23 protein-coding genes and 2 pseudogenes are annotated in these 25,918 nt (G+C 71.4%); 14 read left to right on the plus strand and 11 right to left on the minus strand.

Going from position 1 to position 25,918, the window contains the following annotated elements:
* Positions 1 to 466: 466 nt before the first annotated feature.
* Positions 467 to 925, minus strand: a complete 459-nt coding sequence (locus HF526_RS30810) for a hypothetical protein (RefSeq protein WP_169385177.1) — start codon at positions 923 to 925, stop codon at positions 467 to 469.
* A gap of 223 nt (positions 926 to 1,148) precedes the next feature.
* On the opposite strand from HF526_RS30810, the pseudogene HF526_RS30815 reads away from it, so the two are divergent.
* The 7 genes and pseudogenes from HF526_RS30815 to HF526_RS30845 form a co-directional block, all read left to right on the plus strand.
* A pseudogene (locus HF526_RS30815) lies at positions 1,149 to 1,726 on the plus strand (transposase family protein); the annotation flags it as partial.
* A gap of 782 nt (positions 1,727 to 2,508) precedes the next feature.
* Entirely contained in the window at positions 2,509 to 3,075 is a 567-nt protein-coding gene (locus HF526_RS30820; RefSeq protein WP_169385193.1) for a hypothetical protein, read from the plus strand.
* A 50-nt stretch (positions 3,076 to 3,125) separates the two neighbouring features.
* On the plus strand, positions 3,126 to 3,785 hold the full coding sequence (locus HF526_RS30825) for an ATP-binding cassette domain-containing protein (RefSeq protein ID WP_169385178.1): 660 nt from the start codon (positions 3,126 to 3,128) through the stop codon (positions 3,783 to 3,785).
* An 8-nt stretch (positions 3,786 to 3,793) separates the two neighbouring features.
* Positions 3,794 to 4,558 (plus strand): ABC transporter ATP-binding protein, encoded by a 765-nt coding sequence (locus HF526_RS30830; protein WP_169385179.1) that lies wholly within the window; start codon positions 3,794 to 3,796, stop codon positions 4,556 to 4,558.
* Entirely contained in the window at positions 4,555 to 7,215 is a 2,661-nt protein-coding gene (locus HF526_RS30835) for an ABC transporter permease (protein ID WP_169385180.1), read from the plus strand. The genes HF526_RS30830 and HF526_RS30835 overlap by 4 nt, the downstream gene beginning before the upstream one ends.
* Positions 7,212 to 8,459 (plus strand): Mur ligase family protein, encoded by a 1,248-nt coding sequence (locus tag HF526_RS30840; RefSeq protein WP_338051873.1) that lies wholly within the window; start codon positions 7,212 to 7,214, stop codon positions 8,457 to 8,459. Before HF526_RS30835 ends, HF526_RS30840 begins: the two co-directional genes overlap by 4 nt.
* Positions 8,449 to 9,189: a type 1 glutamine amidotransferase gene (locus tag HF526_RS30845; protein WP_169385181.1), complete on the plus strand. Its 741-nt coding sequence runs from the start codon at positions 8,449 to 8,451 to the stop codon at positions 9,187 to 9,189. Before HF526_RS30840 ends, HF526_RS30845 begins: the two co-directional genes overlap by 11 nt.
* A 320-nt stretch (positions 9,190 to 9,509) precedes the next feature.
* On the opposite strand, the gene HF526_RS30850 is transcribed toward HF526_RS30845, so the two are convergent.
* The 4 genes from HF526_RS30850 to HF526_RS30865 form a co-directional block, all read right to left on the minus strand.
* Entirely contained in the window at positions 9,510 to 10,601 is a 1,092-nt protein-coding gene (locus tag HF526_RS30850) for a hypothetical protein (protein ID WP_169385182.1), read from the minus strand.
* Between the two features lie 122 nt (positions 10,602 to 10,723).
* A complete protein-coding gene (locus tag HF526_RS30855; RefSeq protein WP_169385183.1) occupies positions 10,724 to 11,413 on the minus strand; it encodes a phosphatidylglycerol lysyltransferase domain-containing protein in 690 nt (229 codons plus the stop codon).
* 457 nt (positions 11,414 to 11,870) lie between these two features.
* Positions 11,871 to 13,334 carry a sensor histidine kinase gene (locus HF526_RS30860; RefSeq protein ID WP_169385184.1) on the minus strand — a complete coding sequence of 488 codons (1,464 nt, stop codon included), beginning with the start codon at positions 13,332 to 13,334 and terminating at the stop codon, positions 11,871 to 11,873.
* A 9-nt stretch (positions 13,335 to 13,343) separates the two neighbouring features.
* Positions 13,344 to 14,057 carry a response regulator transcription factor gene (locus HF526_RS30865; RefSeq protein ID WP_338051874.1) on the minus strand — a complete coding sequence of 238 codons (714 nt, stop codon included), beginning with the start codon at positions 14,055 to 14,057 and terminating at the stop codon, positions 13,344 to 13,346.
* A 162-nt stretch (positions 14,058 to 14,219) separates the two neighbouring features.
* On the opposite strand from HF526_RS30865, the gene HF526_RS30870 reads away from it, so the two are divergent.
* A complete protein-coding gene (locus tag HF526_RS30870) occupies positions 14,220 to 14,516 on the plus strand; it encodes a hypothetical protein (RefSeq protein WP_169385186.1) in 297 nt (98 codons plus the stop codon).
* 829 nt (positions 14,517 to 15,345) lie between these two features.
* Here the strand turns inward: HF526_RS30870 and HF526_RS30875 are convergent.
* Entirely contained in the window at positions 15,346 to 16,101 is a 756-nt protein-coding gene (locus HF526_RS30875; RefSeq protein WP_169385187.1) for a COG4705 family protein, read from the minus strand.
* 448 nt (positions 16,102 to 16,549) lie between these two features.
* On the opposite strand from HF526_RS30875, the gene HF526_RS30880 reads away from it, so the two are divergent.
* Both HF526_RS30880 and HF526_RS30885 read left to right on the plus strand, forming a co-directional pair.
* A complete protein-coding gene (locus HF526_RS30880; RefSeq protein ID WP_169385188.1) occupies positions 16,550 to 16,798 on the plus strand; it encodes a ribbon-helix-helix domain-containing protein in 249 nt (82 codons plus the stop codon).
* Positions 16,795 to 17,151, plus strand: coding sequence for a type II toxin-antitoxin system PemK/MazF family toxin (locus HF526_RS30885; RefSeq protein WP_338051875.1), 357 nt, complete (start codon positions 16,795 to 16,797; stop codon positions 17,149 to 17,151). The genes HF526_RS30880 and HF526_RS30885 overlap by 4 nt, the downstream gene beginning before the upstream one ends.
* A gap of 382 nt (positions 17,152 to 17,533) precedes the next feature.
* On the opposite strand, the gene hflX is transcribed toward HF526_RS30885, so the two are convergent.
* The 3 genes from hflX to HF526_RS30895 form a co-directional block, all read right to left on the minus strand.
* The gene (hflX, locus tag HF526_RS30890; protein WP_338051879.1) at positions 17,534 to 18,178 is read right to left on the minus strand and encodes a GTPase HflX; all 645 of its coding nucleotides are present in this window, start codon (positions 18,176 to 18,178) and stop codon (positions 17,534 to 17,536) included.
* The gene (locus HF526_RS35915) at positions 18,112 to 18,258 is read right to left on the minus strand and encodes a hypothetical protein (RefSeq protein ID WP_239029365.1); all 147 of its coding nucleotides are present in this window, start codon (positions 18,256 to 18,258) and stop codon (positions 18,112 to 18,114) included. The genes hflX and HF526_RS35915 overlap by 67 nt, the downstream gene beginning before the upstream one ends.
* 348 nt (positions 18,259 to 18,606) lie before the next feature.
* Entirely contained in the window at positions 18,607 to 19,782 is a 1,176-nt protein-coding gene (locus HF526_RS30895) for an RtcB family protein (RefSeq protein ID WP_169385190.1), read from the minus strand.
* Positions 19,783 to 19,979: 197 nt separating this feature from the next.
* On the opposite strand from HF526_RS30895, the gene HF526_RS30900 reads away from it, so the two are divergent.
* The 3 genes and pseudogenes from HF526_RS30900 (at position 19,980) to HF526_RS30910 (ending at position 22,760) form a co-directional block, all read left to right on the plus strand.
* Complete coding sequence (locus HF526_RS30900) at positions 19,980 to 20,888, plus strand: YqjF family protein (protein ID WP_211178059.1); 909 nt, start codon at positions 19,980 to 19,982, stop codon at positions 20,886 to 20,888.
* 176 nt (positions 20,889 to 21,064) lie between these two features.
* A pseudogene (gene dnaB, locus HF526_RS30905) lies at positions 21,065 to 22,054 on the plus strand (replicative DNA helicase); the annotation flags it as partial.
* Positions 22,055 to 22,169: 115 nt separating this feature from the next.
* Positions 22,170 to 22,760, plus strand: a complete 591-nt coding sequence (locus HF526_RS30910) for a solute carrier family 23 protein (protein ID WP_169385191.1) — start codon at positions 22,170 to 22,172, stop codon at positions 22,758 to 22,760.
* A gap of 202 nt (positions 22,761 to 22,962) precedes the next feature.
* On the opposite strand, the gene HF526_RS37180 is transcribed toward HF526_RS30910, so the two are convergent.
* Positions 22,963 to 23,301 carry a winged helix-turn-helix transcriptional regulator gene (locus HF526_RS37180; RefSeq protein ID WP_338051877.1) on the minus strand — a complete coding sequence of 113 codons (339 nt, stop codon included), beginning with the start codon at positions 23,299 to 23,301 and terminating at the stop codon, positions 22,963 to 22,965.
* 165 nt (positions 23,302 to 23,466) lie between these two features.
* Between HF526_RS37180 and HF526_RS30920 the strand changes: the two genes are divergently transcribed.
* Positions 23,467 to 24,051: a dihydrofolate reductase family protein gene (locus HF526_RS30920; protein ID WP_211178062.1), complete on the plus strand. Its 585-nt coding sequence runs from the start codon at positions 23,467 to 23,469 to the stop codon at positions 24,049 to 24,051.
* 454 nt (positions 24,052 to 24,505) lie between these two features.
* On the opposite strand, the gene HF526_RS30925 is transcribed toward HF526_RS30920, so the two are convergent.
* On the minus strand, positions 24,506 to 25,081 hold the full coding sequence (locus HF526_RS30925) for a hypothetical protein (RefSeq protein WP_169385192.1): 576 nt from the start codon (positions 25,079 to 25,081) through the stop codon (positions 24,506 to 24,508).
* Positions 25,082 to 25,918: the final 837 nt, after the last annotated feature.

Genomic DNA, 25,918 nt, shown 5'->3' on the forward strand with positions numbered 1-25,918 from the left:
ATCGTCGTGATCCTCTCGGTGAGTTCCTTGGTCGGTACTCATCAAGATCACGCGGTGGCCGTCTCACGTCACGACGCCACGCCGCTCACCAGCGAGGGACTCGTACACCACCTCCGGGGACGCAGCCGTGTGCTGGGCTTGCCGCAACGACCCACACCACCCGCCGCGCCTCATCCGGGCAGTACCAGATCCGCCCTCCGGCGGTCACCTCGTACTGCCACTGCTCGAACGTCCGGCCACCGATCTGGCGCTCGGCCAACTGACCGCGTAAGCGGTGCTGACGCGCCGGGTTCTCCGGACGCATGGGCCGCTCGGTCAGCACGACCCATGCCTCCCAGGTGTTCGCCCGCGCCACCCGACAGAGCTCCTCCCAGCCCTTCGCGGCCTCCGACGTCGCGAACCGCGCCTCCCAACCATCCGGGCGCGCCGGCGGATCGACGCGATCGCCACGCTTGGCCGGCACCGCTCAGGACCCGTCCGGTGGCGGCACCGGCCCGAGGTCCTCATCGAGCGATCGGGTCAACTCCTCCAGGAGTGCCGGATCCGCATGGATCGCCGCGGTGGCCTTCCACTCGACGAGCACCTGCGCCAGCACCGACCACCGGCCCAACTCCGCCGACGCTCCAACAGCACGGACGAAATCGGCGACGAACCGGCGACGATCCGCCTGCGGAAGCAGATCCACCCACGGGAACTCCTCCATGAGCGTGTCCGCAGCGGCATCAGCAGACAGGTGAGCCAACGCGTTGCGCAGCGCCCGCGCCGCGCTCAACGCCCCGTCCGCCGCGGAACTGGCACTGTCCTCGCGCACCAACAGCAACGGCACCCCGTCGCGGCGCCGGACCCGCACGTCCCCACGGTCGGCGAGCGCCGCCACCCCCTTCGGATCGCGCTGCAACTCGCTCCACTGCACCTCGGTCGTCACGCCAACCATTCTGAACTTATTCAGAAGTCTTGGCAAGGGCTCGGCCGGGCCTGGCCCGGGCACCCGTCCGTCACTGAGATGCTTTCCAACCTGGCCGCGGTCGGCTCTGCGGGTGCGGCGTGGCATCACCGAGATGAGTGAAGCTCCTGGTAGTCGGGCGATTGCCTGGATCAATCCGCCTGGCCAGGAGCTTCGGGTGCCTTCCGACCCCGCGGGGTTCACCATGTCCAACCACGCCCTCATCACCCTCCCCGACGCGTTGCGCCACCGACGCGCCGCGGTCGGGACCCGATGGCGGCGCCCGACGGTCGGGGAACAGGCCCTGCTCGCTGTCGTGCACCTGCGCAAGGGCGAGACCTACGCCGATCTCGCCGCCGGGTTCGCCATCGGCACGCCGGCCGCGTTCCGCTACATCCGCGAAGCGATCGAGGTGCTCGCCGCGCTCGCCCCGTCGTTGCGTGACGCGATGGCCGTCGCGATGAGGAAAGCGTTCGTCATCATCGACGGGACCCAGGATCGACCGAGTCGGCATGAGATCGGGCCCGGGACCGGCCCTACTGTCGCTCCGGCAAACACAAGTGTCACGGAGTCAACCTGCAGGTTGTCGCCGACCCGGCCGGAAGGCTGATCTGGGCCTCGCCCGCACTGCCCGGCGCCCGTCACGACATGGGCGCAGCCCGCGAACACGGCCTGCTCGAAGCCCTACGTGCCGCCGGGGTGCGCGTGATCGCCGACAACGGCTACCACGAAACGGCACCGACAACGGGCCGAGCAGCGAACCCGACGACCGCACCGACGCGTCTGCCTCGAACGGCTCCGTGGAACACACCCCACCGCAACCGCGGCGGCGACCACCGCCGCCCTCCTGTGAGTCGGTTCTCATCCAAGCTGAACAGCCGAAGCCTGTACGTCCTGGGCACTGGCCAACTTCGATGAGACGAAGCGGTCAGCGGATGGTCCGGGTTCAGTGAGACGTAGTCGGGGCGCGTTGTCTCGGTGGACCTGGACAATTTCCTGGGCCGGGTCCGTTCCGAACTTTCAACATCATGAAACCCTGATCCCGTCCGGGCTAGCGATCCATGGGGCGGGGTCGCCGTCAATCCGCGTCCCTGTCTGCGATGGTGAGTTCGCCGGTCAACTGTGCCGGTGGGCTGGCGCACAGATCGATGAACCCGCCCCCGGGGCGCCGTGATCCGCCCGGATACCGAGAACGTGACGTAGGTGACCGAGCCGAAACCCTCTGCCACCGTCGAGGGGCCCGGCTGTGTCGGCCGCAGAACTGCGGATAGCCCGGGCAGGGCGCGGAAGCAGGGCTTGCCGGCCGGCGAGGAACAAATCGGGGTAGCGCGCGGCATCGGAGATGTGGATGGTCTCATCTTGCGCACATCGTCGGCACATCGGCGGCGGTCCAGGCTCCTCCCGCCTGGTCCCTGCTGCTGGAGGTTCGTGTCGTGGTCGTGGTTGGCCGTGTTCGCCCGCAGATCGGGTCAGTTGGTGCGATGCCGGGGAACGGGAGCCGGCGTAGGCGGGCCTCCGCGGGAGGGGTCCGGCGCCGGCGGGCGGGGGCGTGGGCGCTCGGGGTGATGGTGTTGGTGGGGTTGCTGGGCGCGTGCGGGGGTTCGGCGGGATCGGCACCCGCAGGACAGTCGGCGAACTCGAACCCGAACGGCCCGGAGGTCAACGCGGCCGGGGACATCCCCGACAACCAGGTCTATGTGCCCTACAGCGACCCCGGGGGGTTGTTCACGGTGTCCGTGCCGCAGGGTTGGTCCCGCTCGGCCTCGGGTTCGGGCGTGGTGTTCACCGACAAGCTCAACAGTGTTCGGATCGAGGCTCAGCCTCGACCCACGGCGCCGGACGTGGCCTCGGCCCGAGCGCAGGAGGTCCCGCGGCTGCAGGGCTCCGTCACCGGTTTCAAGCTCGGCGACGTCAGCACCGCACAACGGTCGGCCGGCGCCGCGGTGCTCGTCACCTACCAGGCGGTCTCCGCGTCCAACGCGGTGACCGGCAGGTCCGCGGTGGAGGCGGTGGAACGGTACGAGTTCTGGAAGGGTGGCCAGGAGGTCATACTGACGCTCTCAGGTGCGCAAGGTGCGGACAACGTCGACCCGTGGAAGAAGATCACTGACTCGTTCCGGTGGAACCGGTGAGCAGGGCGACTGCGGCCGGACCGGACACCGGTGAAACGCAGGACGGCGCGGTGTCCGCGATCGAAGCGCGTTCGCTCTACCGGTTCTTCCGGGCCGGTGAGGAAGAGACCCTCGCGCTGCAGGGGGTCTCCCTCACCGTGGCCTCGGGGGAGCTCGTCGCGGTGGTCGGCCCTTCGGGATCGGGCAAGTCCACCCTGTTCGCGTGCCTGGCCGGGCTGGACGAACCCGACGGTGGCGCGGTGCTGGTCGCCGGGAAAAGGATCAGCCATCGACCGGAACCGGTCCGCGCCCGGCTGCGCGCGGACCGGATCGGGGTGCTGTTCCAGTCCGCGAACCTGATCGCCCACCTCACCGTCGAGGCCAACCTCGCCCTGGTCCAGGCACTGTCCCCGGGGTCGGGTGGGCCGGCGCGGGCCGAGCTGCTCGCCTCGGTGGGGCTCGAGGGCCGTGCCAGCGCCTATCCCAGCGAGCTTTCCGGCGGGGAGGCGGCCCGAGCCGGGCTGGCGGTGGCGCTGGCGAACGATCCCGTGGTGCTGCTGGCCGACGAGCCCACCGGGGAGCTGGACAGCGTGACCGAGGCCGCGGTCCTGCAGCTGCTGGTCGCGGCCGCTCGACGCGGGGTCGCGGTCCTGGCCGCCAGCCACAGCGTTGCCGTCCCGGAGGCCGCGGACCGGACGGTGCGCCTGGCCGACGGGCGGGTGATCGGATGAGCGCCGGGATGGTCACTACCGGTGATGGGAATGCGGTCGATGCCCGATCCGGGATTCTCGTGGAATGCGTTGCCGCCAGTCGGGCGTTCGGTGTCGGTCCGCGCTCGGTGGACGCCGTTCGCGGGGCGAGCTGTGTCGTGCCCCCCGGGGTTCGGGTGGCGCTGACCGGGCCGTCGGGGTCAGGAAAGTCGACGCTGCTGCACCTGCTGGCCGGGCTGGAGACCCCCACGTCCGGCTCGGTGAGCTGGCCGGGATTGGACCGGCCCGCCCCGGTTCGGCCCGGTACGGACGGGGCGCCGCGGCGGTCCGCGATCGGCGTGGTGTTCCAGGGCCCCAGCCTGATCCCCGCACTGGACGTGATCGAGAACGTCGCGTTGCCGCTGCTGCTGGCGGGGGTGGACGAGAACGAGGCGGTGGAGGCCGCCTGTCTGGCGCTGGACCGGCTACGGATCGGCGGGCTGGGGCCCAAGCTGCCCGAGGAACTCTCCGGTGGGCAGGCCCAGCGGGTCGCGGTGGCCCGGGTGCTTGCCCGGCGTCCGCGGTTGATCCTGGCCGACGAGCCCACCGGGCAGCTCGACCACGAGGCGGGTGACCAGGTCGTGTCGGTGCTGCTGGAGGCCGCCGACGAGCTGGACGCCGCGCTCGTGGTGAGCACGCACGATCCCCGCGTCGCCGCGCGGCTGCGCGACCGTTGGCAGATGACCGACGGCCGGCTCACCGTCACACCCGACGACCTACCGGGGTCCGCCCCGGTCGAGGAAGGCCCCCGATGATCGGAATTTGGTTGCGCGGCTTGCTGCGCCGGCGCGGGGGCCGGCTGGCCGCCACGGCCGGCGGCGTGGCGGTCGCGGTGGCGTTGCTGGCCTCGCTGGGGGCCTTCCTCGCCGCGTCGAAGGGCTCGATGACGGCCCGGGCGGTCCGCGACGTGGCGGTGGACTGGCAGGTTCAGGTGCAGCCCGGCGCCGACCCGGCCGCGGTGCTGAACCTTGTGCGCGCCTCGGCGCAGGTTCGCGACGCCCTGCCGGTCGGCTTCGCGCAGAGCACGGGTCTGTCGGCGAGTGCTGGCGGCAGCACCCAGACCACCGGGGCAGCGGTGGTGTTGGGCTTGCCCGACGGATACCGACGCGTGTTTCCTCATGAGATCCGCTCCTTGACCGGCGCAGACCGGGGCGTGCTGCTTGCGCAGCAGACCGCGGCCAACCTGCACGCCCGGCCCGGTGACGTGGTGCAGATCGGTCGTGCCGGGCTCGCACCGGTGCAGGTCCAGGTGGCCGGAGTGGTCGATCTGCCGCAGGCCGACTCGCTGTTCCAGAAGGTCGGCGCCCCGGTGGGTGCGCAGCCGGTCGCGCCACCGGACAACGTGGTTCTGCTGCCCGACGCGCAATGGCACACCCTGTTCGACCCGCTCGCCGGCGCCCGGCCAGACCTCGTCGCAACCCAGGTTCATGCGGCGCGGACCCACCAACTGCCCTCGGATCCGGCCGCCGCCTACACCGAGGTGACCGCCGCGGCGCACAACCTCGAGGCTCGCACCGCCGGGGCCGGAACCGTCGGGGACAACCTGGGCGCGGCGTTGGGTGCCGCGCGCTCGGATGCCGCCTACGCCCAGGTGCTCTTCCTGTTCCTGGGACTGCCCGGCGCGGTGCTGGCCGGGCTGCTGACCGGCGCGGTGACCGCCGCCGGGGCGACCCGGCGCCGCGGCGAGCAGGCGCTGCTGCGCGCCCGCGGCACCACCACCGGGCAGTTGGTCGGGCTCGCCGCGGTGGAAGCCGCGCTCGTCGGCGTGGCCGGCAGCCTGGTCGGCCTGGCCGCTGCGGCGCTGGTGGGGCAGGTCGCGTTCGGGTCGGCGCGGTTCGGGACCACCACCGCGACCGCGGTCGGCTGGATCCTCGCCGCCGCGGTCGTGGGGCTGGTCATCGCCGCGGCGAGCGTGCTGCTGCCGGCCTTCCGCGACCTGCGCTGGTCCACGGTGGCCGCCGGACGCCGGCCCGTTGGGCGGGCCACGGCACCGTGGTGGGCCCGTTACGGGGTCGACATCGTGCTGCTGGCGGCCGGCGGGGTCGTGGTGTGGGTGACCAGCAGGACCGGCTACCAGCTCGTCCTGGCCCCCGAGGGGGTGCCCACGATCTCGGTGTCCTACTGGGCCTTCGCCGGTCCCGCCCTGCTCTGGGTCGGCGCCGGGCTGGCGGCCTGGCGGCTGGTGGACCTGCTGCTCGGCCGCGGGCGTGGCCTGGTGGGCCGCGGCCTGCGTCCGGTCGCTGGGCGACTGTCCGCGACTGCCGCGGCGATGATGGCCCGGCAGCGCCGCCCGCTGGCCCGTTCGATCGTGCTGCTCGCACTCGCGTTGGCCTTCGCCGGCTCCACCGCCACCTTCAACGCCACCTACCAGGCCCAGGCCGAGGCCGACGCGCAGCTGACCAATGGCGCCGACGTCACCGTGACCGAGTCACCGGGGGTGACCGTCGGGCCCGGCGCCGCGTCCCGCCTCGCCGCGATCCCGGGGGTGCGTGCGGTGGAACCCATCCAGCACCGCTTCGCCTATGTCGGCGCCGACCTGCAGGACCTCTACGGGGTTCGGCCGGGGACGATCACCAACGCAACCGCGTTGCAGGACACCTACTTCCAGGGCGGCAGCGCGCGCCAACTCATGGACAGGCTCGCCGCGCAGCCGGACTCGGTTCTGGTCAGCGCGGAGACCGTGAAGGACTTCCAGCTCCACCCCGGTGACCTGCTCAACCTGCGCCTGCAGGACGGTGCCACCAAGCAGCTGACCACGGTGGCGTTCCACTACGCCGGCATCGTCAAGGAGTTCCCGACCGCGCCCAAGGACAGCTTCTTCGTCGCCAACGCCGACTACGTCGCCGCGCAGACCAGCAGCGATGCCATCGGCGCGTTCCTCGTCGATACCGGTGGGCAGAACACAAGCACGATCGCGCACCAGATCCAGACCACGGTGGGGACGTCCGCCGCGGTCACCGACATCGCCCACACCCGCTCCAGCGTCGGCTCCAGCCTCACCGCTGTCGACCTCGCCGGGCTCACCCGGGTCGAGCTCGGTTTCGCGCTGGTGCTGGCCGCCGCGGCCGGTGGGCTCGTCCTCGCCCTCGGCCTGACCGAGCGGCGCCGCACCTTCGCGATCACCACCGCGCTGGGCGCCACCCCGCGGCAGCTGCGTGGCCTGGTCGCGGCAGAGGCGACAGCGCTCACGGTCGGTGGCCTCCTGGTCGGCGCGGCGCTGGGATGGCTGCTCTCGCAGGTCCTCGTCGCGGTGCTGACGGGGGTGTTCGACCCCCCGCCGTCGCTGCTCAGCACTCCCTGGATCTACCTGACCGCCGTCGTACTGGTCACGGTCGGCGCGCTCGGTGGTGCCGCCGCCGGCGCACTGCGGATCGCTCGGCGGTCCCCGGTCAGGATCCTGCGCGAGCTGTGAGCGTCGCTGTGGCGGCCGATCGCTGGTGGGCGCGGTTCGCGGTGGCCGCCGGACGCGGGGCGGCGTGGTTGTCCCGCCGGCTGGGCCTGGGACAGGGCTCGATCATCACAGGGCGGGTGGCGCTGCTGCTGTATCCCGGCCTGCTCGGTCGGCTGGCCGCCGGCAAGACCGTGGTGCTGGTGTCGGGCACCAACGGCAAGACCACCACGAGCCACCTGCTGGCGGCGGCTCTGCGCTCCGCAGGACCGACCGCGCACAACCTCAGCGGGGCGAACATGGCCGACGGGGCAGTCGCCGCACTGGCGGCCGAACCGCACGCCCGATATGTGGTGCTCGAGGTCGACGAGTTGCACCTGCCCCGGGTGGCCGCAGCCGTCGACCCAGCCGGGATCGTGCTGCTCAGCCTCACCCGCGATCAACTGGACCGGGGTGCGGAGGTGCGGACAACCGCAGCGAAGATCCGGGACGTGCTGGCCCGACATCCGAAGGCCTTCGTGGTCACCAACGCCGACGATCCGCTGACCGTCTGGGCCGCGGGCAGGGCGGCGCGGCGGCCGATCTGGATCGGCGCGGGCGCGACGTGGCAGGGCGATGCGGCAATCTGCCCACAGTGTGGGCGCACCCTGGATCGCGGGCGTGGCGAGCTCTGGCGCTGCACCGGGTGCCGCGTGCGCCGGCCGCACCCCGGCTGGTCGTACCAGGCGAGCACCGCCCATGGCCCGTGCGGACGCTTCGCCCTGCGACTGCGGTTGCCGGGCCGGTTCAACGCCGGCAACGCCCTGATGGCCCTGGCCGCGGCGCACGCCCTCGGAGTGGGTGTCGAAAAGACCCTCCCCGCGGTCTCCCACCTGGACGAGATCGGCGGCCGTTATGCCGTCGTGCGCCACGGCCAGCACACGGTGCGGTTGCTGCTGGCGAAGAATCCGGCCGGCTGGGCAGAGACGTTGACGTTGCTCGATCGGCCCCGGCCGTTGCTGGTCATCGTCAATGCCCGGGAGGCGGACGGGCGTGACACCTCCTGGCTGTGGGATGTCGACTTCGAGGCCCTCACCGCCCGCCCCGTGGCGGCGGCCGGCGAGCACGCGGCCGACCTGGGCGTGCGACTGAGCTACGCCGGGCTGGACCACCACACCGCGCCCGACCCGTTAGCTGCCCTGGCCCTGCTCCCCGCCGGAGAAGTGGACGTGGTCGCCAACTACACCGCGTTCCACCAGCTACGCCGCCGCCTGCGCCATGACCGTTGACTCCGCGGTCGCCATCGGTCTTCTGCTGCCCGACGTATTGGGCACCTACTCCGACGCCGGCAACGCGACGGTGCTGGCCCAACGGTTGCGGTGGCGCGGCATCCCGGCCGACGTCCACCGGGTCACCGCCCGCGACACCCCACCCGCCGGCTGCGACATCTACCTGCTCGGCGGGGGCGAGGACATCGCCCAGTACTACGCCGCGTCCTGGCTGCAGCGCCACCGCGGCCTGCGGCACGCCCTGGACACGCGCGCCCACATCCTCGCCGTGTGCGCTGGCATGCAGATCCTCGGCCACACCATGACCGACGCCACCGGCCACCACCATCGCGGACTGGGGCTGCTCGACCTGACCACCGCACCCCGCTCCCAGCGCGCCGTCGGCCAGATCCTCACCCGCTGCTCACTGCCCGGCGTCGGGCTGCTCACCGGGTTCGAGAACCATCGCGGTGCGACCAGCCTCGGCGCCGGGGCACAGCCGCTCGGCCAGGTGGTGGCCGGGATCGGCAACGGCGCCGGCCCAGCCGCGGAAGGCATCGTCACCGACCGCGTCATCGCCACCTATCTGCACGGCCCGGTCCTGGCCCGCAACCCGACTCTCGCCGACTACCTTCTCCAGCAGGTGATCGGCTATCCCCTCCCCGCTCTCGACCTCCCTGACCTGCCCGCACTCCGGGCGCACTACCTCGCCGCCACGCAGCGCCGGACCCTGCTGCGGAGGCGGCGGTAGCGGGTCGATCGGGTCGGCGACCTCCCGCTGGACCAGCGTCCACCAGCGGGGACGATCCCGACCGCGAGCACCGACCCGAGCGACCCGGCGGCGTCGCCACCGCGCACCCGTGGCAGGGGCGAAGGGCAGCTGCCGCTCCCCCCGACCGCCCGGAGCGCAGGGTCCCCGAGCCGCTCGAGCGGCCCGCCCGTGGCCACGACCGGTCGATGACGATCACAGCCAAGACGATCAAAGCCAGGTCGAGAGGGAGGTGCCCCAGCAGAACCCGCAGCGCCGTGCGGGCGGACACCGCGGACGCCCCTGGCGATCCGGTGTCGATCTCAACCGCTGGTTGCCGGTACAGGGGCGGGCCGCACGGTGACAGCGAGGAAATCGCGCTGGTCGGGGGTCAGGTAACGGTCTACCGAGCCAGGCATCGCCGGCAGCAGCTTCGTTGGCGCGAGCCCGAAGGATCGGCCGGGCCCCGGCCCGTAGCTGGTGAAGTCGACCATGCCGGGATGGATGTCGAGTTGCATCCCGCGCGTGATCCCGGCGGCGACCATGGCGTGGGCGAGGCCGGTGAGGTTCAGCTGGTCCCCGGCGACATAGATCAGATGCCCGGCCGCGTCGGTGCCCAGCCCGGATCGCCAGGTGTATTGCACCTGATTGCGGATGCTGCCCCATGCGTCGGTCGCGGGGTAGCCCGGACCGGGCAGAACCCGGCCATGGTCGACGAGCAGAGCCAGGTTCTGCCGGACCGCGGCGACGGTCGGGCCCATCGCGAGATCGCGACCCCACTGCCCGATCGAGACAACACCATTGTTGTCAACAACCAGTGAAGCGGCGCCGTCGCGCAGCGGCACGGCGGTCCGATGGTGGGCGTAGTAGCCCCCCTGGGCGTCCGTGAGCCGGAACCCGGAGTTGAACGTCGCCGCAAGTATCGAGCGCAGCGCCGTGGGTACCTGCGAGCCGGACGGCCAGCCGGCGCCGCCGGGCTCGCGGGTACCCGCGATCAACCGGGTACTCAGGAGGGCCTGGTCCATCCAGGCGGCCCCGACGACCAGGCTGGGATAGCGCGGGTCGGGCCGGAAGTATCCGGTGTAGAGCCCGGGCAGGCCGCCGACCTGTCGCGGGCCGGCCGTCCACATCCCCTCCCCGGGCAGGGCGGGGACCCCGGCCAGCAGCGGTAGCGGGCGCGGGCCTGCTGACCCGGCCGGGAGCGCGGCGGACGCGTGCGGCAGCGCGGCAGCCGCCGGCGCGGCCCCGGTGGGCTGGTTGTGCGAGTACCTCCAGTACTCGAGCAGGTCGACCAGACCACCGCCTCCGTGGTCGCGGACCCAGCCGACCGTTCGGGCCGGCCAACTGGCGTTGCCCGGGAACGTCAACGCCCGGGCGTAGGAGACGCCGACCGCGGTGACCAGGACGACGGCCACCAGCGCCGCAATGCGCAGCAGTGGCCGACGTCGCAGGCCTATGGGGGGAGACTGTCGGGGGGCCCGGCGCAGCACGAGCTGCTCCTTTCTCGGGTGGTGCTTCATGGGGGTGTGGTGCCGCCTCAGTGCAGGGCGTGCCAGGCAGCTGGGAGCTGCCAGCCCGACAGCATGGCCAGCCAGCGGGTGCGCCACCGGGGGCCGAACGCCTCGATGACCGGCCCGGGCAGTGCCCGGTCAGCTCGGGGCGCCCCGCGCGGCCACCAGTCGCGGTGCCCAGGCCCGAGGCTGATCGAGGCGACTCCGCGAGCGCGGTAATCGGCCAGACCTGCGGCGATCAGCGCGATCAAGGTCGGCCCGGCGGGGCCGTCCTCGTCGTTGCAGCGCCAGCTGACCAACTCCAGCGGGACGCCATCGTCGGCACCGCGCCGACACCACTGCACGGAGGCCAGCTGCCTCCCCGTGGCATCGACCGCGACCCGGCACTCGGTGGCCGGATCCTCGGCGTCCGCGGCCAGGATTCGTAGCCCTGCTCGTTCCGCGGCCCCAACAGCGCGCCGCACCACGCCCATGGCCGGGTCTGCCAGGTCGAAGCGGCGCAGAGCGATGACCGCAGCCTCCTGGGCGAGGGGGCAGGTGTAGAGGCCACGGCGGGCGAACGGGCGCGGATCGGGAACCCCGACGAACAGCGGACGCAGCCGCTGTTCCCGCAGCACGTCCAGATAGTTGGACAACGCCAACTCCGCGTCCCGCGGCTCGGCGGCGACCCCCCCTGCGGTGATCGCCCACCGGCCGCGGCGTCGGTACCGGCCCACCGCTCGACCGTCGAGCAACGGCACCCGCAACGGCCGCGGGCCGTGCAGATCCCCGTCGCCGCGGCGCCATGACCATTGCGGGGACCATTCCGGACGCTCCCCGCCGGGACTGTGACGAGAAAGTTCCTGGGGGTCGATGATGGGCATCAGCGGTGCCTCCGGGAGACCGGCGTGGTCGATGGGACCTGCTCACGGTGCGCGCCGAGCGGTGTCGCCATGATGAGAGCTGGATGTGAGGCCTCACATCAGCGGTCAGCCGGAGCCGATCTGCCGGCGCCGTCGGTGCGCCGAGGCGCGGCAAGCCTTTGTGCCGCCCCGAACCGCCCGTCGGACACGGCAGGCGGTGGGCACCGAGGCGCCTCGGCTGGCCGGCCGTGAGGACATGGCAACCCGGCGGCGTGGCTGCGACACGGTGGTCTCGCCCCGTGACCAACCGCGCGTGAGCAGGATGACGCTGCTACGCCGGGCCCTGATTCCACCGCGTCGCGGTGCGCTGTGGCTTCCCCGCGCCACGGTGGTGGCCGTGCGGCTGGTTCGGGTCGCCGTCCAGCGGCTCGGCCGTGTCGGCCGCAAGGTCGACCATGACGACGGCGCCGCCTCCGGGTCGGTTGGCGGCGATGGCGTCGCCACCGTGGGCGATCGCGACCGCTCGGACGATGGCCAGGCCCAGGCCGGCGCCGCCGTCGTCTCGGCTGCGGGCGGCGTCGGCGCGCTGGAAGCGTTCAAAGGCGTGCGGCAGGAAGTGGGGTGAGAAGCCCGGTCCGCGGTCAGCGACCTCGATCCTGACCATTGACGAGCCGCCTGGTGCGGCCCGGGTCGAGGCGCTCAGCTCGACCACGCCGCCCGATGGTGCGTAGCGGATGGCGTTGTCGAGCAGGTTGTCCACGGCCTGGCGCAGCCGGTCGGCGTCAGCCCGGACGTGCAGCTCGGTCGGGCCGTGCACCTCGACGCCGACCTGCCGGGGAGCAGCGCGGGCGGCAGCGCCGCGGGCGGCAGCCGCGAGCAGATCCGGCAGCGACAACGGGGCCGGCCGCAGGAAGGGCTGCCCGTTATCGGCGCGGGCCAGCAGCAACAGGTCCTCGGCCAGCCGGATCAACCGGTCGGTCTCCTCCCCGGCGTGACCGATCGCCTCGATCAGGTCCTCACGGCTACGACCCGGGCGGGCTGCCAGGTCCAGCTCGGTACGCAGGATCGCCAACGGGGTGCGCAACTCATGACCAGCGTCCGCGACGAAACCCCGCTCCCGGGCCAGCGCCCCCTGCAGCCGTGCCAACAACGCGTTCATGGTCGCGCCCAGCGCGGCGATCTCATCCCGGGTGTCCGGAACCGCGAGCCAGGTACCGCTGTCGTGTTCACTGATCGCGGCAGCCTCGCGGCGCATCCGTTCCACCGGTCGCAGCGCAGCGCCGGCCAGCAGCCAGGCCCCGAATCCGGCGAGCAGCACCGCGGGCGGCCCACCCAACAGCAGCGCGGATCGAACCCGATCCACCGCGGCATCCGAGACATCGGTGCCCGTGCCCACTACGACGAGCAGCCGACGGCCGCCCGCGGTCGCCGGGGTGGCCAGCAACCGGCTGCGGTCACCAGCCACGATGTCGATGAACGAGATCTCCCCAGCCAGCGCCTGCATACGCTGCGCCGGATCGAGCAGCGGGGCCGGGCCCGCTGCGGCCGAGGAGGCCAGCAGCTGCCCGGCCGGAGTGAGGACCTGTGTGATCTGGTCGGCCTGCCCCACCTGTGGAGCCGCGGCCGGCTCGGAGGCGAGTTCGCGGGCCACCGACGCTGCGCGGGACCGCAGACCAGTGTCCAACGAGGCGTCGACGCTCACCCGCAACTGCAGCAGAAACCCCAGTCCGGCGACCGTGATCACCAGCGCGGTGCCGACCGCGAACAGCAGCGCCAGCCGGAGCCGCAGAGGCATGGCTCGGCCCTACCCGGCATCCGCCGCGGACCCGCCCGGGGTGCGCTGCGCGGGCTCGGCCCGCAGCCGGTAGCCGGCGCCGCGCACCGTCTCCAGCTGCTCTAACCCGAACGGACGGTCGATCTTGCGCCGAAGGTAGAGCACATACTGGTCGACCACATTAGACACACCGTCATAGGCGAAGTCCCACACGTGTTCCAGGATCCGGGTGCGGGTCAGCACCTGCCCGGGATGTCGCAGGAACAACTCCAGCAGCGCGAACTCCTTCGTCGAGAGCTCCAGCTCGGCCTGACCCCGCCAAGCGCGCCGGGTCGCCGGATCCAGCCGCAGGTCGGCCACCTCCAGTTCGACGGGCCGCTCCACCGTGCCGCGGCGGATCAGCGCCCGCACCCGCGCGGACAGCTCCGCGAAACTGAACGGCTTGGTCAGGTAGTCGTCCGCGCCGACATCCAGGCCGCGAACCCGGTCCTCGACCGCATCGCGGGCGGTGAGCATCAACACCGGCATCCACCGCCCAGCGGTGCGCAACTGCCGGCACACCTCAACCCCGTCCAGGCCCGGCAACATCACGTCCAGCAACACGACGTCGTAGCCGAACTCCGTGGCCTGCCACACCGCGTCCGGGCCCGTGGATGCGACATCGACGGCGTAACCGTCCTCCTCCAGCCCGCGCTTGAGCAGCGCCGCCATCCGCAGTTCGTCCTCCACGACCAGCACCCGCACGGGCCCGACCGTAGCCAGGTCGTATGTGAACTCGATGAGAACGCGGCCGACGGCCCTGGTCGACTGGGGTGAGAGCCGCGCACACCGCCCATACACGCCCATCTCATCGGCGTCGCGCAGCTTTGGCCTGTCCGAACCTCACCGACACAACGAGGACATTCGATGCGCAAGCTCAAACCCACCTTGATCGCCACCGCGATCGGTGCCCTGGCCCTCACCGGGATCGGTGCCGGCACCGCATTCGCCGGCACCCCCACCCCGCCGCCCACCGCCTCGTCGACCGGCCAGTCCGTCGACCAGCCGGAGGCGGGCGACACCCCCGATGCGGCAGACAGGTCCGGCGTGAGCGATCCGGCGGACACCGCTGCCGGGGCCGAGCAGCCCGACGCAGCCGACGGCCCCGGCGGTCACGCCGACCCACCCGGCAACGTCGACCACCAGACCGGTCCGCAGGGCTGACGCCAAACACTCACCGGGCCCGGGCGGCGAGGTCCGCCCGGGCCCGGATGGGGCACCCACCGGCGCTGAACCGCCGGGGCCGCGGAGCACCGGATCTGTCCGCGCCCGGCAGGTCGACTCCGCCGAATGCGGGCGCGTCTGACAGACCACCTCGCCGGCAGCACCGGCATCGCCCAAGAGCCTCAAACCCCTCGCGGGATGGCCCACGCCCATGGCAACTCCTGGCCCTGGCGGGGATGGCGCGGGTGGCCGACGCCTACGGCAGCCGACCCGTCTCGAGATCGATCGCCGTGTTGGAGCCTGCGCGTCCGGGACCGCCGCCAATTCAGCTCCGCGGCCAGCCGGAATGGTTCCCTGACCAGCACGAACGGTCATCGAGGCCGGTCCGGGACGGAGTACGAGGAGGCCGGGCGTCCATCGTGGAATTTTGCTGTGGACGGCCCGGGACTGCGGTCATACCGGAATCATTCGGCGATCAGTCCATCGATGCGGTCGCTGTAGATCGCCTGCTGACCGTCGAGGTACCCAGCGTCGACGTCAGCACTTTGGCCGAGGGTTACTCGCGTGCCGGTCGACCGTGTGGGTACAACGTCCGCCCGGTCAAGGTCGACAACGCGGCGAGCCAGCGACACGGCCGCGGCCTGTCCGAACTGGAGGTCGACCTCCTGAATTGACCCACACTCGGGGTTGTCCGATCTCGCGATGCACGCGCTGACCCCGCAAGGTGGTCGAGCGTCTCAGCGCGGCCGGGGGTCGAGCGGTCGCCGAGATCTCGCTGCGGACGTACTCGCGTCAGGACGGATCGACGCCGCCGGCTCTGCTCGTCTGCTCAGGAGGTGAGGGTCTCGGGAGCAGCCTCGTCCTTTCTGGTGATGCTCAGGTAGATGATCAAACTCAAGATGGTGACAAGGAAGAGTGCACTGGTCCAGGTCGTCCCCAGGCCGAGGCCCCCGTCGTGGTGAGGCTGTGACAAGAGGTCACCGACAGAGGCGCCGAGAGGACGGGTCAAGATATAGGCGATCCAGAAGGCCAGCACCGCGTTCAGCCTGAAGCGGATGTGGGCGACGGCGACGACCGCGATCAGTCCGCCGAACAGCAGTGCTGAAACCCAGTAGCCGAGATTGAGGCGTTCCGCCACGAGGTCGCCCGCTGCCGTGCCCAGGGCGAAGGTGAAGAGAATGGTCAACCAGTAGAAGGCTTCCCGTCGGGTCGTGTGGATGGTGTGGATGGACAGGGTTTTCTCGCTCGCGTACCACGCCGCGAAGGTGGCCGCCAGTGCGACGCTGAAGACGGTGGTGGTGGTCTCCAGGGCGACCCCGAAGTTGTCCGTCAGGTTGTCGCTGATCAGCGTGCCGACGACACTGATCAGGACGACCGCGAGCCAGTAGATTCCCGGCACGTACTTCCTGGTCCTGAACTGGAACACCAGCGTGATGAGCAACAGGCTGCCCATGACGTAGGAGGTGTTGGTCAGGCCCAGATTGAGGTTCGTGTTCAAGAAGTCTGCGGCAGTCTCGCCGACCGTGGTAGCCAGGACCTTGATGATCCAGAAGTAGATGGTGACTTCCGGGACCTTGTTCAACATCTGTCGCCCTGGTGAGGCGGCCAAGCCCCGCGGCCCATTGATCGTCATAGCGCCAGCCTGACACTCTGCACGATAGCGCTGCGTTAACAGCACATCCACGTAGCGTGATCGCACCAGGGCTTCCCGCCGGTGCGCGATACTGCGCTGGGCGCTTCTCCGCTCGCGATGCGCCAACTCAGATCCGGCGTGAGAACCCCACCCAGCCGCTGAGCTGCGACGAGGTCGAGCTCCTCGGCCTGGACCGCGCCGTCCGCGGGACCTGAGCAGGGCCGGCTGTGCGGCACCGGCGACTCCTGGCTGGTGCCGCACCAGCTCGGCGGCCAGCGTGGGTCAAGGCGTTCGCGCGGCGCCGAGCTCGAGCAGGACGCCGTCTTACGCGGCGTCGGCGGCCAGATCGTCGTACGCGGAGCGCAGCCAAGGGCCGGTAATACCAGGTTATACTGGCCGCATGAAAACTGCCATTTCGTTACCTGACGACACGTTTGCCCGGGTGGAGGACGCGGCGGGCCGGCTCGGCGTGTCCCGGTCGGAAATCTTTACCCGAGCCGCCGAGCGCTACCTGGACGAGCTGGACGCCGACTCGATCACCCAGCGGCTCGACGCCGCGCTCGAGGCGGCCGGGGGCCCCGACGCCAGCAACCGCGAGGCCGCCGAGCACGGGCGCAGCGTGCTGGCCGCCACCGATGAGGAGTGGTGATCCGCCGCGGGGACATCTGCTGGGCGGATCTGGGCGAGCCGCGGGGCAGCGGCCCGGGTAAGCGCCGCCCGCTGGTGATCGTGCAGGCCGATCCGTACAACCGCAGCCGGCTGGCCACCACCCTTGGGGTCGTCATCACCAGCAACACCGCGCTGGCCGCGGCGCCGGGCAACGTGTTCCTGCCCGCCGTGGCGTCCGGGCTGCCGAAGGATTCGGTGGCCAACGTGACCGCGCTGGTGTGCGTGGACAAGGCGCACCTGGACGGACCGGTCAGCCACCTGCCGACCGACCTGCTCGATCAGCTCGACGCCGGGCTGCGCCGGGTCCTCGGGCTTGGTCGGGCGGCCCGTTAGAGCTGCTACTCGGCGCCGGCCGCGGCGAGCTGGGCGAGCAGCTGGGCGTCGCCCTCGTGTGCGGGCCCGGGTTGCCGGCGTGCAGGTGCTCGCATTGCTGGGCGAGTTCGACGGCGCGTCGCTGAGGGTGGGGTCTTGATGGTGTTCTGCTTGCGCTCGCCGGACATGAACGCCTTCCGGCCGGGACGTCCCGCGTGGGCGGAGGTGATCCTGGCCGAGATCGGCCCGGACATGAGCCGGTTCCCACCGCCGAGGACGCAGCCGCTCGGGCGTCGGGAGAGTGCCGCTCGTGACCACCTGGGCCGATCCTGGTTCAGGGACGGTGGTGAGGCGTGCTCGGCCGGGATGCCGGGGCGACACAACCGCGGCCGCGTGACGTGGCTCACCGTGTGCCGTCAAGGCGGTGGCTGATCTCCTGTCGCAGCTGATCCAGACCCTCGCCGGTGCGCGCGGAGACCCGGACGGCGTCCGGATAGGCCTGCTGCAGGGCCTCGACCCACTCACTCGGCGCAGCGTCGATCTTGTTGAGGGCGAGCAGCTCGGGCCTGTGCGTTGCGCCGATCTCATGCAGAACACCACGCACGGTGGTGACCTGCTCCATGGCATCAGGGGCCGAGGCGTCGACGACGTGGAGGACGAGGTCGGCGGCGGCGACCTCGTCGAGAGTTGAGCGGAACGCGTCAACGAGTTGGTGGGGCAGGTGGCGGACGAAGCCGACGGTGTCGGCGAAGGTGTGGGGCGAGCCGTCCGGGAGTTGGGCGCGACGCACGATGGGGTCGAGGGTGGCGAACAGGGCGTCCTCGACCAGCGCGTCGGCGCCGGTGAGCCGGTTGAGCAGCGCGGACTTGCCGGCGTTGGTGTAACCCGTGATGGCCACCGAGGGCACGCGGTTGTGGGCGCGACGACGGCGAGTGGTCTCCCGCCTGCGCGCGAGCTGCGCGATCTGACGGCGCAGCAAGGTCATCCGCTGTCGCAGCCGACGCCGCTGGGATTCCAGGCGCTGCTCGCCGGGACCGCGGACCCCGATGCCGGCCCACCGGCCACCCGGCCGCCGCCGATCCGGGACAGCGCCTGCCCGCCACCGCGTAGCCGCGGCAGTTGCGTCATGTCGAGCACACCGCGGCCCATTCGAGGGCCCCTGGGAGTGCCGCGTAGCTCGGCGAGGCGAGTACCCAGCGGCGGGCTCCTGACGCTTCGATCCGTCGCCGCCGCGAAATCTGTTCTTGCGATCGCGGAAACGGCCGCGGCACTGCCGGCGTCGTTGCGGATCGGTCATCGTTGCGCCGGCCGGGATCGGCTGGAGGTGGCAGAGGAACCGGTCCCGCGTCGGCCTCGCCGAGGAAAGCGGGCGTCAGGTGCCACTGCTCCGGCCAGGTCCGGCGCAGCTCCAGCTCGGCCGCCCCGGGACGGCTCGGCCGCCATGCGCCGGCCGGGATGGTTGCCCGGCGAGGTGGCTCAGTCGCCCTTGACGTTGACGACCTGGCGCAGGGTGTGGTCGACCGTCACCAGATCGGCGGCGTCGGCCATCACGACGTCGATGTCCTTGTAGGCCTCGGGGTGCTCGTCGAGGAAGGCGGTGGAGTGACCCCATGCGACTCCGCGCATGGCCTTGTCGAGGGACTCGCGGCTGAACCGCTTGCGCGCCGCGGTCCGGGAGAAGTTGCGCCCGGCGCCGTGCGGGCTCGAGTTGAGCGAGAGCGCGTTGCCCTTGCCTGTGACGATGTAGGACGCGGTACCCATCGAGCCGGGGATGAGCCCGCGGACGCCCTCCGCGGCGTCGATCGCGCCCTTGCGGGTGAGCCACACGTCCCGGCCGAAGTGGTGTTCGCGGACGGTGTAGTTGTGGTGCGTGTTGATCGTCTCCAGTCGTTCCACGTCGGTGCGCATCCAATCGGCCAGCGCGTCGACCACGCGGTCCATGATTTCCTCACGGTTCAGGCGGGCGAACTCCTGCGCCCAGCGCATCTGGCGGATGTAGGCGGCGAACGACTCGGTGCCCTCCGACAGGTGCGCGAGGTCCTGATCGGGCAGCGCTTCGTGGGCGCGTTCCTGCCGTGCCACGTCGATGTGCTGCTGCGCGATCTTGTTGCCGACACCTCGGGAGCCGGTGTGGAGAAACAGCCACACCCGGTCCTGCTCGTCGGCGCTCACCTCGATGAAGTGGTTGCCGGAGCCCAGCGATCCGAGCTGCAGCTCCCAGTTGGAGGCGTAGTCGGCCGGGTCGAACCCGGCCGCATCGGCGAGTTCCCGGAGCTCCCGCAGCCTCGGGCGCGCGGTGCGCGTACGCGCGCGGTTGTATCTCCCGGCCGACAGCGGGACACGGCGCGCGATCGCGTCGTGCAACGGGGCGAGGCCGTGACGGCAACCGGCCGCCGTGAGTTCGTCCAGGCTGAACTGGGCGCGCACGGCCATCATCCCGCAGCCGATGTCCACCCCGACCGCGGCCGGCATGACAGCGCCCTCGGTCGGGATCACGCTGCCGACCGTGGCGCCCTTGCCGAGGTGCGCGTCGGGCATCAGCGCCACGTGCGGGCGGATGAACGGCCGCTCGGACGTGAGCTCGGCCTGCTGCCGGGTGCCCTCCTCCAAGATCGAGGCCCAGCTCAACAACTTGTGGTTGATCCGTTTCACGCCCCCGGGTGTACCCACCGGACGAGCCACCCCTGCCCGACGCCCACGGAGGTGGGGCCGGCCGTGAGATCTCTGCGCCCGGGACGATCTCCAACGCCACCCTGCGCGGGTGGCGCGGTGAGGACCGGCTACCCCGGCCCAGCACGGCGAGCAGGGCCTCGAGGTCGTCGTGGATGTCGGGCCGGGGAAGCGGACCGGTGGCCTCCAGTCCGGATCACATCGCACTGCTGATGCAGACGGAGCGGAATCGGGCCGCACAGGCGGCCGCCGCGCTACGGCCCGACGGTTCGTCGTGGACTGACGGGGAACTCGGGGGCTTATGCCATCCGTCACCCCCCGACGTGCGTGCCTGGCCTCCGGTGCTCGAGGCCGCGTGGCTCAAGCTGACATTCGTGCACTGGCCGTTCCGGCCAGCGGACGTACAGCGGCTTCTGCCCCGCGGGCTGCTGGTGGACGAGTTCGACGACATGGCCTGGGTGAGCCTGACTCCGTTGCTGATGGCCGGCGTGCGACCTGCCGGTGTGTCAGTGGCACCGCGCTCCACGACGTTTCCGGAGACGAATCTGCGCACCTACGTCCGTCGCCCGGACGGGCGGGACGGGGTGTGGCTCCTGTCCCTGGAGGTGGCGAGCGCGGTGATGCTGACGGCCCGCTACGCCGTGGGCGCCCCCTACCATCTCGGCGACCTCAGCGTGTCCGAGCACGGCGGCGCCCTGGTGTACGCGGGTGCCCGCCGTGGCGGCGAGCCGTCCTACCACCTGGTGATCCGACCTGGCGAACGGATCCAACCCTCCGACCGGGACATCTGGCTCACCAGTCGATGGCGCGGCTACACCCGCCGCTTCGGGATTCTGTTCGAGACCCCGGTCGAGCATGAGCCATGGCCGCTGTCCACCGGCGTCATCGAGCAGTTCTCCGAGACGCTGGCGAACTCCGTCGGCCTGCCCGCACCAGCTGGCGAGCCCGTGGTCCCCTTCTCCGAAGGGGTCCGGAACGTCCGCCTGGGCGCCTCACGCCCGCTGCTGCGGCAGCCGGCGCACGGCACCGCGGCGGGCGGCGACCCGCCCCGACCCGGCACCGGACGCGCACAAGAACCCCCGGGTTGACCACCGGGTCGATGTGTTGCGGCCTCGTGGCACGCGCCCGAACCCGCGGGGTTGAACGGCTGCTGTACCCCCGCGACCACGGCCTCTGCCGGCACCTACAGCCTCACGGCACACTCTGCGTCCGGAATGGCCGGTCGCACCGACACCACCGCCGCCCCCATCGCTGCGAGAAGGGGCGGATCGTGCAGCTGGGCTATCACGGCGCCGACGGGGCCGAGGTCAACGACGTGGTGGACCGGGCGCAGGCGGCGATCTACGAGGTCACCGAGCGGTCCACGAGCGAGGACTACGTCGCGCTCGAGGAGCTGCTGCAGCCGACCATGGACGAGATCGACGCGATCGCCTCCCGGGGTGGGGTGGCGTTGGGGGTGCCGACCGGGTTCGCCGACCTGGACGCGGCCACCAACGGGCTGCATCCGGGGCAGATGATCGTGGTGGCGGCGCGGCCCGGGCTCGGGAAGTCGACGCTGGGGTTGGATTTCGCCCGGTCGTGTTCGGTGCGCCACGGGTTGACCAGCGCGGTGTTCTCCCTGGAGATGAGCCGCTCCGAGATCGTGATGCGGTTGTTGTCGGCGGAGGCGCGGATCCGGTTGGCCGACATGCGGGCGGGCCGGATGAGCGATGACGACTGGACCCGGATGGCCCGGCGGATGAGTGAGATCAGCGAGGCGCCGCTGTTCATCGACGACTCGCCGAACCTGACGTTGATGGAGATCCGGGCGAAGGCGCGGCGGCTCAAGCAGCGCAACGACCTGAAGCTGGTCATCCTGGACTATCTGCAGCTGATGACCTCGGGGCGCAAGGTGGAGTCGCGCCAGCAGGAGGTCAGTGAGTTCTCTCGGCAGATCAAGCTGCTGGCCAAGGAGCTCGAGGTGCCGGTGGTGGCGATCAGCCAGCTCAACCGTGGCCCGGAGCAGCGCACCGACAAGCGGCCGATGCTGTCGGACCTGCGCGAGTCGGGCTCGATCGAGCAGGACGCCGACATGGTGATCCTGCTGCACCGCCCGGACGCGTTCGAACGCGACGACCCGCGGGCAGGGGAGGCCGACCTGATCCTGGCCAAGCACCGCAACGGGCCCACGACCACGATCACGGTGGCCCACCAGTTGCACTACAGCCGCTTCGCCGACCTCGCGCACACCGACCAGACCGCGAGAGTCGCATGACCGCGACGCGTCTTGCCGCCGGCATCGGCTACGCCCACTGTCCCGTGTGCGCGCAGCTCAAACACGCCACGCCAGAGGGCCTGATCTACGCCCACAACCGGTACGAGACCACCCGATGCGTGGTCCACGTCCGCCGTGGCTGGTCGGGCAGCTGGCCCGCCAGCCCGGCAACCCGCGGCTGGCCGCGCTGGTCGGGCTGCTGGTGTTCTGGCTGGCCTCGTGGCCCTTCGGGGTAGCCGCGAACGACCACGCCCCGTGGCTCGGGCTCGACAGCCTGGGCGCGCGCACCGTCGAGCATGTGCTGCGCCTGATAGCCACCTACTGCCTGCTGGTTTTCATCACCTCGACCATCGGGGCCCGCCGCGAGGTGGCCCGCTCGGCCCGCCGCCAGCTCATACCGTTGGCCGTCGTCATCGCCGCGATGCTGGCCGACGCCACCGCCATCCCGGCCGGGCTGCGCGAGGACGTGGCCGATCTGGCCAACGGCACCGCCGGGCAGCCCGCCCCGGTCGGAGTCGCCGGCGTGGCGCTGTTCTTCCTGATCGAGAACCTCTACTACGGCTACGCGTTCGCCGTCGCCGCACGGTGGAGCGCCACCGCAGGCGCCTGCCGGTCCACCCCGCCCTGGGTCGTGGCCTGCTCACGATCCAGATCGGTTCGATCACACTCACCGCGGCCACCGCGGCCCTCTCCACCGCCGCGGTGATCCGGTGGAGTGGGCACTACCCGCCGTCCTGGACGGAGGCAACTGGCCCACCGTCAGGTTGGTCGAGCTGTGTCCTCGTTCCCCGGGCTCTCGCCTGTTTCGACGGCGAGAGCTGCGGCGCAGGCGGCTTCCAGGCGTTCGGCCGTGGTCGGCCCGGCGCGCGACGGGAGCGGCGCCCCGAGGTGCTCGGCACGGAGCTCGGTCATGAAGTCATCCCAAAGATCGGGCCCGCCGTCAGCCAGCAGCTCGGCCCGCACTCGCAGCGATGGCGTTGTGGGGCGGTGGCGTGCGCCCACCTGCCGAGTGCGGCCATGACCGGGACGAGCTGGATCGCGGCCTCGGTGAGGCTGTATTCGGCGCGGTGACCACGGCCGGCGTGCGCCCGGGTGAGGAGACCGTCGGCGATCAGCCGCCGCAGGCGGTCGGCGAGGATGTTCGAGGCGATTCCCTCTTCGGAGCGTTCCTGCAGGATGCGGAAGTGTCGCCGGTTGCCGAACATGACATCGCGCAGGACCAGCAGCGACCAGCGGTCGCTGATCACCTCCCCCGCGGCGTTGATCGCGCCGCCCGAGCGCGGTTGGTCTGACCTCCGCGTCACCATCCCGTGGATAGCAATCGCGGTTTGCCATCATCGGCTACCGTCCGCACGACCGCTTGCAGGTCGCAATCACTCAGGAGGTTCGCCGTGCCGGACACAACCTGCCACATGTCGATCTCGCTGGACGGCTTCGTCGCCGGGCCGGACCAGAGCCGCGAGGACCCCCTGGGCAAGCGGGGGCAGGAGCTGCACGGCTGGCACATCGGCGACCCGCGAGCCAACGATGCCGACAAGGTCGCGAACGAGTGGCTCATGCGCCCGCGGGGCGCGTATGTGATGGGTCGGAACATGTTCGGCCCGATCCGCGGGGACTGGGATGAGGAGTGGACCGGGTGGTGGGGCCCCGAACCGCCGTATCACGCGCCGGTGTTCGTGCTGACCCATCACGGACATGACCCGATCCAGATGGACGGCGGGACGACTTTTCACTTCGTCACCGAGGGCTTCGATGCGGCCTACTCCGCAGCGTGCCGGGCCGCCGGGGACAACGGCGTGGACATCGCCGGTGGGGCCTCGACCGTCCGACAGGCACTGATCGCCGGCGTGATCGACGAGCTCACCCTCGACATCGCACCGGTCCTGCTCGGTTCGGGCGAGCGAATCTTCGACGGGGTTGAATCCTTCGGCTTCGAACCCGCTGAGGTGCTTCACTCACCGCTGACCACCCACATCCGCTATCGCCGCGTCAGCTAACTCCGCAGGCGCTGCCGGCCCCCCTGCGCAGCAGGGCCGTACATGATCGAGTGCCCTCCGGCGCCGGGGTGTCCCATCGGTCACCGGCGCCCCGTCGAGCCGGACCCGGCCCGCGGCCAGCATCGACTCGAACCGCTCCAGGTCCAGCTTCGCCGCCATCGCCCGCTCGCGTACGGTCCGCGGCTTGTCCGCCTGCTCGTCCTCGGCCACGGCTGCTCCAACGTCCCGGCCGGCCCCTGATGATCCCGCCGGCGCCGCGTTCCCCCGCGGGGTCACACCACCGGGTCGGTGAGTCCCCGCCGCGTCGGGCGGCCGCACGCTGTGCGGTTGTCCAGTGCCGGGTTCGCACGTATCCTGAGCGGCAGCGGGACGTCGTGGGCGTGCCGCGAGTCGCGAGGCCGTGTGACCTGGGGGATACCGGGAGCACGGCCTTACGCATGTCTGAGGCCTGGTCTCAGTCTGCTGTGGGCACCTCGATCAGGTGCAACAGGGCACCCAGCCGGTCGCGGTAGGTCGAGTCCCCCAGGTGGTGAGCGCGCACCGCGCCGGCCACGACGTCGGCCACCCACAGCCGCGGCTCGGTTGCCCCGCGGCGGTGTTCGACCCGCAGGAGGGTTCCCTTGGGCAGGTCGAACCGGGCCTGCTGGACGGTCCGGACATCGCGCTGGTCCAGCACCTGCTGCCGCGACTCGACGACCAGCTGCGCCACGCCGAGCCCGGTGAGCTCGAAGGCGAGGCGGCGCAGGCAGATCGCCCGGGCGCGTTCTTGCTTGCGCGCGGCCACCAGGGCCCCGACCACGATCACATGCAGGGCATCGAGGGCGGCGATCCGCTCGACGGCGGCCCGCCGGTACCGGGCGCTCGACTCCGTCCAGTGCAGCTTGCCCGGTGACCGGTGCCCCGCCAGCCCCTGCAGCACGGTGCCGATCTCGGCGGCTTCCTGGGTGAGTACGGCCGCCGCCAGCACGTAGAAGCCCTCCGCGTCGTGCTCCTGAAAGGACTCGTCGATGTAGGCCAGCGGCTCGGACACCGCAGAAGCCTACGGCCGGTGTTCAGCAAACAAACCAGAGTGACACTCGCCCACTCGGCGGCAAGGTCAGCCGCCGAGTACCGCAGAAACCCTGTGGTTACCGGTGTTGCTGTGGTTCTCGTCTTGATCACCTGTTGCCGAACGTTGTTACCGCTGTCGGGATGGCCCGTACCCCGGCCCGTAGTAGGTGAGCCGCAGCGGAGGTGGGTGGACTCAGGCCACTGGGCGCCGTGCCCGGCCTTCCGCCGTCGATGACCTGCCGGGCGCGCAGGTCGATGGGCGGGCGGGGATGCTGGCCGCGGTGAGGTTTAAGGCGGCGGGTCGCGATGGCATCCGCTGGGCAAGTGCGAGGTACTTGTCCGTGACGGTATCGCGCAGAATGACGGCGCTTGGCGCGGCGAGCACAGCGGCCTCGCCCGGGATTCATGTCGCGGATCCGGGGCCCCACCCCACGGCTTCTACAGCTGCCTCCGTCCGCGCCCTGGCTCACGACGCGGCGGCGCAGGTGCTCGTGGTGGTGGTTGGGTACTGTGCGGCGAGGGCGGGGCCGAGGATGGACCGGGCCGGTGGAAGACCTGCTGCGCGGCGGTGGCCGCGCTCGTGGGGTGCACCGTGGCGGGCGAGTTACTCCACCCCCGCGATGGCAACCACATCCTGTTGCTGCGGTCGTCGAGTCCTACCGCGAATCGGGCGACTGATTCGATCATTCGTGAGAAGCCGGGGTACTTCTGCAGCTGCGGCCATTGCTCGCGGAGCTTGTCGATCGCGGCCTGCCACGGGACCGCCCGCTCGGTCGGCGGGACGGGCTGCTGTCCGTAGACCCGGTAGGGGGTGGGG

The organism is Pseudonocardia acidicola, assembly GCF_012911935.1.
In the GTDB taxonomy this organism is placed as follows: Bacteria; Actinomycetota; Actinomycetes; order Mycobacteriales; family Pseudonocardiaceae; genus Pseudonocardia; species Pseudonocardia acidicola.

What these genes read in the sequence shown, in the direction of transcription:
- HF526_RS30820 (WP_169385193.1), top strand. Translation starts at nt 2,509, where the DNA reads ATGGTGTTGGTGGGGTTGCTGGGCGCGTGCGGGGGTTCGGCGGGATCG.
- HF526_RS30830 (WP_169385179.1), top strand. Translation starts at nt 3,794, where the DNA reads ATGGTCACTACCGGTGATGGGAATGCGGTCGATGCCCGATCCGGGATT.
- HF526_RS30835 (WP_169385180.1), top strand. Translation starts at nt 4,555, where the DNA reads ATGATCGGAATTTGGTTGCGCGGCTTGCTGCGCCGGCGCGGGGGCCGG.
- HF526_RS30845 (WP_169385181.1), top strand. Translation starts at nt 8,449, where the DNA reads ATGACCGTTGACTCCGCGGTCGCCATCGGTCTTCTGCTGCCCGACGTA.
- HF526_RS30860 (WP_169385184.1), bottom strand. Translation starts at nt 13,334, where the DNA reads ATGCCTCTGCGGCTCCGGCTGGCGCTGCTGTTCGCGGTCGGCACCGCG.
- HF526_RS30870 (WP_169385186.1), top strand. Translation starts at nt 14,220, where the DNA reads ATGCGCAAGCTCAAACCCACCTTGATCGCCACCGCGATCGGTGCCCTG.
- HF526_RS30875 (WP_169385187.1), bottom strand. Translation starts at nt 16,101, where the DNA reads ATGTTGAACAAGGTCCCGGAAGTCACCATCTACTTCTGGATCATCAAG.
- HF526_RS30880 (WP_169385188.1), top strand. Translation starts at nt 16,550, where the DNA reads ATGAAAACTGCCATTTCGTTACCTGACGACACGTTTGCCCGGGTGGAG.
- HF526_RS35915 (WP_239029365.1), bottom strand. Translation starts at nt 18,258, where the DNA reads ATGACGCAACTGCCGCGGCTACGCGGTGGCGGGCAGGCGCTGTCCCGG.
- HF526_RS30910 (WP_169385191.1), top strand. Translation starts at nt 22,170, where the DNA reads ATGCGTGGTCCACGTCCGCCGTGGCTGGTCGGGCAGCTGGCCCGCCAG.
- HF526_RS30920 (WP_211178062.1), top strand. Translation starts at nt 23,467, where the DNA reads ATGTCGATCTCGCTGGACGGCTTCGTCGCCGGGCCGGACCAGAGCCGC.